Genomic DNA, 7,209 nt, shown 5'->3' on the forward strand with positions numbered 1-7,209 from the left:
GTAGTGGTCTAATGATCCCTGACAATCACGTAAGCGACTTTTTCTATCCTTTTAATTCATGCTTTGCTTAATTGGCAATCTTGCTAAAACGGAAATGTCCAGAGGCTTCATAAGCCTGAAGTTTTACTCGTGGCGCTTTTCTTGCAAAGTGCCTGCTAGCTCAGATCTGCCCCAAAATCACTTAGATTGAATACTCTACATCGTTTAGGATGCGAACATTTTCCCTACTAAAAGTCATCCATCCTTATGAACTTTAGTTGTGAACAATTGCTATGTATCACATCAACCATTTAGTCACTTTATCTTCACGGGCTGGGGGTAAAATCACAACAAACTGTATGATATCTTTTATATTATTTAAAGGTACAGGGAAAGTGACATGACTGAAGAGATAGTCAGCTTGATACCTCACACTCCTATATAAAGGGTGTAATCCATCAAAACTCGAACTTAAAGTTAACTGAAACGAAAACAAGGCTCTAATTGAACCTTGTTAAAAAATTGGATGAGTCTATGAGTTAACGACGGAGACCATCTTCAAATCGCTTGCGATAATTGTTTATCACGGTGATTAACGACTTTTTAATATCAACAATTTGTTTGGAATGTGGACACCAAAGCGCGAAGCCAAACTTGAAGCCCTCTAGCATCTCATCGGCTTCAACTGGCTCAATAGCATGATTGGCAAACTCAGTATTAGCAAAGGTTTTAGGCAGTAACGCCCAACCCAACCCCGCTTCGACCATCTTTATCACTAGGGCAAGTTGATCGATTGCTTCATTGTCTGAGCTGTAAATAATCTTCTCTGACATACCTTCTTCAATAAAAGATCGTAAGACAAATTGTTTGCTGTTTTTCAGAGCCACCAAGACTGCACTTTTCTCCAACCTAGATAGATCTCCACCTTTTTGAACAAAAGGGAGAAATTCGAAATGCCCAAGGAAAGTAGCATCAAAGCTATACATCGCCTGACGGTCATGCACATTGACGATACCAAAATGGTATTCGCCACTATCTATGCCTCTTTTGATATCCTGTTTATTCCTAACAAAAAAGTTCACGCGCATTAGCGGAAAATCGCGAAGAAATTGCTGGCGGATTTCAACCAAAGCGCGATGAGGAATCACACTAGAATAAGCGATGTTGACGCTTTCTAATCCACCATAAGAGAGGCTTAGCGCCAATTTATCGAAAGTACGCGCTTGCTCGATGGTTAATTTAGCATTGTGATAAAGAAGGTGACCATCTTCAGTTGGCTCTACCGAACGCCCCACTCGTTCAAACAAACTGACCGCTAGTTGGTCTTCAAGGTTGGTAATCACCTGCCCTATCGTAGTTCGGTGCTTATTGAGTTTGACCGCGGCTTTGCTAAACGAGAGTTGTTCATAAACGGTCACGAACGCGAGAAGTTGTTCAAAACTAAAATTCATAGGTTTCGCTTCCTTTCTAGAGTGATTTACTTAAAATATGATAACTGATCTGCACCAGTGATACTGGACATTCGACTAAGCGAGTTGCCCTACTTCTGTTAATTCATGACTTACTAAATTAGATAAAACGCAACTCGGAAATGTCCAGAACCTTCACAGATGGCACTTCGTAACTCAGAAGTGCCCCTTTTCTAGTTAGAACCAAAGCTACCCTTCAGCCATAATTGTGACTTTTGACTTACAATACTTGTACTATGCTTTTTTCAGCTTGGTTCTACTTACACAGCAAGCTCTGCAAGTAGAAACCTTCAATGTGGTTGGGCGTTTTATCTACAGATAACGACTTCTCAAATGGTCTTTGAAGTATTGCGCATTCAAGGTTTCGCCCGTTGCACCTTTCACCAAGTCATCAGTGGTCAGCAGGCTGCCTTTGCTCCAAATGTTTGATTCTAACCAAGTGAAGATAGGGGATAGGTCACCGCTTTCAATCACAGAGTTTATATCTACCGTTTTCTTCATTGAAGCCATGAACTGCGCCGCGTACATCGCACCTAATGTGTACGATGGGAAGTAACCAAATGCGCCGTCTGTCCAGTGGATGTCTTGCATACAGCCGTTAGTGAAGTTACCTTGAGTGCTTAAACCAAGGTAAGACTGCATCTTGGTATTCCATAACTCTGGCACGTCAGTGTGTTTGATCTTGCCGTTGATCAAGTCACGCTCAATCTCGTAACGCAGGATAACGTGTGCAGGGTAGGTGAGTTCATCAGCATCGACACGGATGAAGTCTTTCTTCACGCGCGTGTAGATCTTCTGGAAGTTTTCTTTCTCAAATTCTGAGCCTGAGAATTGCTGACCAGCCAAGTTCGCTAAGTGTCCAATGAACGGGTCGCTGCGGCCGACTTGCATCTCGAAGAATAAAGATTGAGATTCATGAATGCCCATAGAACGAGCTTCCCCCGCTGGTTGTCCTGCTAGGTGTTTTGGTAAGCCTTGTTCGTAACGTGCGTGGCCTGTTTCATGCACAATACCCATTAAGCTTTGAACGAATTCCGCTTCGTCATAGCGTGTTGTGATACGCACGTCTGAAGGGACGCCGCCACAGAATGGGTGAACACTTTCATCCAATCGGCCGTGTTCAAAATCGAACTGAAGCAGCTTCATGACTTCTAAACCCAGTGCTTTCTGTTTCTCGGTCGAATAGATACCTGATGGTGCGTTAAATTGCTCGCTCGATTGTTTTTCGATCACTTCATCAATTAAACCTGGAAGCCAAGTTTTAACGTCTGCAAATAGGGTATCAAGTGAAGTAGAGCTGGTGCCCGGTTCATAAATATCCAGCATCGCATCATAAGGCGTTAGATTGGCTGCGTCTGCGCGAATCTGCGCTTCTTCACGAGAAAGCTCAACCACTTCACGCCAGTTCTTTTCGAATCCAACCCAGTCGTTGTTACCGCGTTGGCTACGCCACGCATGTTCACATTTTGAACCCGATAGAGATTTCGCTTCAACCAGTTTTTCTGGAAGTAGGTTTGCTTGTTGCCACTGGCGTTTTATTTCACGAAGTGACGATTGTTGCTCAGTGTTCAGCGCTTCATTTTCAGCGTCTGCAATCCAATTGCCAAGCTGTGGTTGAGTCATTAAGCCGTGAATATGAACAGAAAGCTCGGCCATCGCTTCACTACGAGCTTGGTTACCACCTGCTGGCATCATTGAAGCTTGGTCCCAACCACAAATAGAAGCTAGGTGTTGAAAGCGTGAACATTTTTGAGAGTGTTCGACTAGTTTTTTGAATGCGCTCATTTGACTACTCTTAATTTGGTTTCTTTAAATGATCCTTAGGGCTGCGTCAGCGTTAAGGTTCATCTCGTGTACTTTGATTATGGCTTTGCTTTTTAATGACGCTGACCTTCGCAGTCGAAGATATAGCGAGAAAAGCATGAGGCGGTACGATGCCTTGAATTTACTATTTCTTAACAAATCAAACTGTTCTATTGTGCACAAAATCAGTGAGTTGTATAGCTGGTGGCAATTGTTGCTTGCGAATTGTTCAGATACACGGTATTGATGATAGATCGCTGAACAAAAATGACAATGATATGGATATTTTGAACTTTGAGGCATTTCTAATTGCCATCACTATTTTAACGCTAACGCCGGGCTTAGATACGGCTTTGGTGATTCGCAATACTAGCCGCTCTGGCTTAGCTGACGGTTGTATGACGAGCTTTGGTATTTGTAGCGGCTTGTATGTACACGCGTTTTTCTCTGCTGTGGGTATATCTGCAATCCTCGCCCAATCCGCTGAACTCTTTCAAGCCGTTAAGATGGTAGGTGCGGTTTACCTCATCTGGCTTGGCTTAAGCAGTTTGCGAGCGTTGATGAAAAACGGTGGCGGTTTGAAGGTCGGAGAACAAGCTCAGCAGGCTTACAGTGCAAAGCGTTCTTTGCGTGAAGGCTTTCTGTCTAACGTTCTTAACCCAAAAACAGCAGTTTTCTATCTGGCCTTTTTACCTCAATTTGTAAACCCTGAAGGTTCGCCTTTATTGCAATCTATGTTGATGGCTTCGGTACACTTTATGATTGCGATGGTATGGCAATGTGGTTTGGCTGGCGCGCTTAACTCGGCTAAAAATTTGCTCAAAAACGCGAGTTTTATGAAGTGGATGGAAGGCGTGACGGGCATGGTGCTGGTTGGGCTGGGTGTTAAGCTTCTGATGGAAGAGCCTGTGTAGTTCACCGTTTTCAGTTGAACATGAATATATGAAAGCCCACGATGTGTCGTGGGCTTTGTGCTTTATTACTGGTAGATCTTTGTACCGATCTTATTCTACAGCGCAGTTATTCAACGACGCTAATGTTCATCTCAGCACCTTCGAAACCTAAGTCACTCAACTCATCGGCGTTAAAGTTGGTGGTAACTTCGATGTCGCCAATGCGCTCAGTAGATTCGTTGACGGAATCAGTACTTCTTTTGCTGCGTAGATTGTTAGTAATTGGTGTTGCTTGTCCAATTTCGATAGTACCTGCAAATTGAGATTCAGCGTAGAAATCTCCAGACACGTAAGAGTGGAAGGGGCGTAAGCTTCCGCCAGTCGCGTATTGCATGCTTGATAAGCCAGCTTCTTTAATCGCCCAGCCCCAATCCCACCATTTAGTTTCACCTGGGATGTAACGGTGATCCCATTGGTAGCGAATGTCGGCAGATTCACTGCTGCCACGGCCCATAGTGAAGGTATGAGCCTTGTATGGACGGTTATCTGGATGGGTATGCCATGCGTTGCCACCCCAACGAAGGAAGCCGTTGAATTCAACATCGTAGCTAATATCGGCGTTGAATCGGTACGGGTAAGAGATGCTTGAACGATACAGCTCAACTCGAATCGGTAGCTCCGAATTCGCAGGAACCATAGGACGAGCTTGAAGTGTTACTTGTTCGCTAGTGGAGTTGCCATTTGTTTCAGCGAAGCTTTGGTTAGCCTCGAACTTAACGGTGAGCTTAGTTTCGCCAACCAAAGGCCACTTGAAGGTGTTCTCTGTTTGAACGCTCTGTGAGAATCCGTAGCTGTTCGTTTTCGACCAGTTTGTTGATTCGTCTACTTTTAGGTCTACCACCACTTGTTGCGCGATGTTGCTGTTGTTTCTTGCCGTCGCGTAAACCGTTTTCACTAGTTCACGATCCGACTCGACAACATCACCATGCCAAAAGTTGTCGTCGTTAACGGTGTAGGCAAAATTGTCGACGGTGATTTTGGTTTTTTCATCACAGCGATAGCCGCTACAAGAGCCATTGTTATTTCCTTGTATTACCCAACTGTTGCCAGAGCGCTTTATCGTCATGTCTTCGCCCACGTACTGACTGTTATTACCGCCAACCCAAGCGTAACCTAGGTTGTGGGCTAAGTAGCTTAATGGGCGTACAAAGTCGTTACGGTTGTTCACTAATTCATACTGAACATCGATTTCGCTGCCTTCCTGAACCGATTTGGCGGAATAGTTAGGGATTTCAGATTGGTCGTTGTTTGGGTAACAGAACGTTGACCCACTGCTTGATTGCTTAATTTCGCCATGATAACCCGGCCCCATGATTACCCAGTTTCCTTTTAACCCGGTGATCTGCCAAGTGCCCATGCGAGCGACCAAAGTACTCTTCTGCTCTTCTGCTTCATAACGGTCTATAGGACGATAACCAGAGCGACAGACATCTTCACCAAGTTGGTCAAACACTATTTGGTCTGGGTAAATCTTCGCATTTACACCGGTTGATAGAACAGACAACACTGCGGTTGCTAAGAGACTTCTGTTTACTGTGATCATTAACAATTCCCTCATTTGTAATTTTTCTATTTTGATAATGTTTTGTGTGCCGTGCAGTTAACAAGACAAGTTCACTTTTTCATGTTGATAAATAGATAGATACTGAAAAGGGTTGAATTAAATTACCCAGTTAATTCAATGGCTTGTATTGTCATTAGTGTTTTTACGGTGAAAGAGTATGCAACTGAACGTAAATTGTTTGATGGGGCTCAAACCGTTTTTAGAAAAATGAAGGCCCATTATTCGGGCTTAGACGTCAAAATTATTTGACGTTATTTTTGGCGTTTGTATGAATGGTTAATTAGAAGAACAGGTATAACCATTCACAATACTCGTAGTTTTAAGGTGGGCAGGTAGTGAGTGACAAAGAGTAAAAATCTAACTTGAATACTTTGCTTTGCTATCGGTTTTAAAATGCAAACACTTAAAGTAAGGAAGACTGTAATAATTGTATTACTAATAAAATAATGAAAATAACCATCCGTTTTTTATGTGTAATATCGGAAAAGCTTGCTACTTGATAATAGGGCACTTTTTGCTAGTGGTTAAACTATCTCTAATTATCGTTTGGCCAGAAGTTGCGTTCGGCCTGTATTACACGTTTTAATGATGGCAAATAAATCATTCGAACTTAAGATATCAATCTTTACCGTTAATGGGTCATTGTTGATTAACAGGTAAGGCGCCAATCGGCTGTCATTCATTGTTTTATTTATTTTTTGCACAGAGACTAAGTCAATGGTGCCAGAAATAGAAAAGAAAAGTGATTGAGAAGGACGGGCTGTTCCTCTGAATCGCAGAACAAGTGGGTCGGGCATGTTGTCGTCTTGAACGGACATCAGGTGCAGCACCTTGTTGTTACTTATTTTCGTTAATCCGTCGGTACGTAATACATTGTCATTCACTATCAGGTCCACCACGCTATGTTGGTAGCGATGCTCTTCTTTTGGTTGGGGCGAAGGGATACTCCATATGCCAACCAATAAAACGAATGCAGAAATGAGCGCAACGATTGGCATCATAATTGACCTCTTTCTAGGAATAGGGCCAGTTCGGTACTGGCTTGATCTAGTTGGGTTGGCGTGTAAAAGATGTTGACGGACTGGCGTGTGGCTTTGTTCAGAATAGAGAGCTCAGAATATTCCGCTTCTTCGCTAATGTACGCCACGCAATCACATTGATACTGATAGAGAATGCTTTCTAGCTCTGGCGTCATCGCCATTTCAGGGGCTTGGAAAACTTGTATTTGACCTATCCATTGCTCGCTGAGCCGGTTAACGGGGTTGATATCGCTGAGGTTTCTCTCATTAACCTTAGCAAAAGCCAATAACGCTGATGCCAACAGTAAGCAGCCAGTGGTGAAGTAGCACAACTTGTTTCGGTTTTCAGCAGTGGGAAAGTAAGCCGACGAACTTTGTTTAGGGTTAGGCTTAGGTTCGACTGCAACAGCTGTACCGATAGC

Annotated in this window: 5 protein-coding genes and 1 pseudogene; 1 reads left to right on the top strand and 5 read right to left on the bottom strand. The window is 43.4% G+C overall.

The window, feature by feature from the left end:
* Positions 1-518 precede the first annotated feature (518 nt).
* Together AB4623_RS16340 and AB4623_RS16345 are read right to left on the bottom strand one after the other, a co-directional pair.
* Positions 519-1,430, bottom strand: coding sequence for a LysR family transcriptional regulator (locus AB4623_RS16340; protein ID WP_017069525.1), 912 nt, complete (start codon positions 1,428-1,430; stop codon positions 519-521).
* Between the two features lie 330 nt (positions 1,431-1,760).
* A complete protein-coding gene (locus AB4623_RS16345; protein ID WP_372146866.1) occupies positions 1,761-3,233 on the bottom strand; it encodes a carboxypeptidase M32 in 1,473 nt (490 codons plus the stop codon).
* A 296-nt stretch (positions 3,234-3,529) separates the two neighbouring features.
* On the opposite strand from AB4623_RS16345, the gene AB4623_RS16350 reads away from it, so the two are divergent.
* The gene (locus AB4623_RS16350; RefSeq protein ID WP_017058961.1) at positions 3,530-4,165 is read left to right on the top strand and encodes a LysE family translocator; all 636 of its coding nucleotides are present in this window, start codon (positions 3,530-3,532) and stop codon (positions 4,163-4,165) included.
* A 106-nt stretch (positions 4,166-4,271) separates the two neighbouring features.
* Here the strand turns inward: AB4623_RS16350 and AB4623_RS16355 are convergent, their stop codons facing one another.
* The 3 genes and pseudogenes from AB4623_RS16355 to AB4623_RS16365 form a co-directional block, all read right to left on the bottom strand.
* The gene (locus tag AB4623_RS16355; protein ID WP_017069347.1) at positions 4,272-5,747 is read right to left on the bottom strand and encodes an aerolysin family beta-barrel pore-forming toxin; all 1,476 of its coding nucleotides are present in this window, start codon (positions 5,745-5,747) and stop codon (positions 4,272-4,274) included.
* Between the two features lie 560 nt (positions 5,748-6,307).
* The gene (locus tag AB4623_RS16360; RefSeq protein ID WP_017059728.1) at positions 6,308-6,769 is read right to left on the bottom strand and encodes a hypothetical protein; all 462 of its coding nucleotides are present in this window, start codon (positions 6,767-6,769) and stop codon (positions 6,308-6,310) included.
* A pseudogene (locus AB4623_RS16365) lies at positions 6,766-7,209 on the bottom strand (transcriptional regulator); the annotation flags it as partial. The pseudogene AB4623_RS16365 and the gene AB4623_RS16360, both read right to left, overlap by 4 nt.

The sequence above is a fragment of the Vibrio sp. 10N.222.52.C12 genome (assembly GCF_041474215.1).
In the GTDB taxonomy this organism is placed as follows: domain Bacteria; phylum Pseudomonadota; class Gammaproteobacteria; order Enterobacterales; family Vibrionaceae; genus Vibrio; species Vibrio crassostreae_C.

Coding starts and splice junctions, on each gene's coding strand:
- AB4623_RS16350 (WP_017058961.1), top strand. CDS start 3,530: ATGGATATTTTGAACTTTGAGGCATTTCTAATTGCCATCACTATTTTA.
- AB4623_RS16355 (WP_017069347.1), bottom strand. CDS start 5,747: ATGATCACAGTAAACAGAAGTCTCTTAGCAACCGCAGTGTTGTCTGTT.
- AB4623_RS16360 (WP_017059728.1), bottom strand. CDS start 6,769: ATGATGCCAATCGTTGCGCTCATTTCTGCATTCGTTTTATTGGTTGGC.
- AB4623_RS16340 (WP_017069525.1), bottom strand. CDS start 1,430: ATGAATTTTAGTTTTGAACAACTTCTCGCGTTCGTGACCGTTTATGAA.
- AB4623_RS16345 (WP_372146866.1), bottom strand. CDS start 3,233: ATGAGCGCATTCAAAAAACTAGTCGAACACTCTCAAAAATGTTCACGC.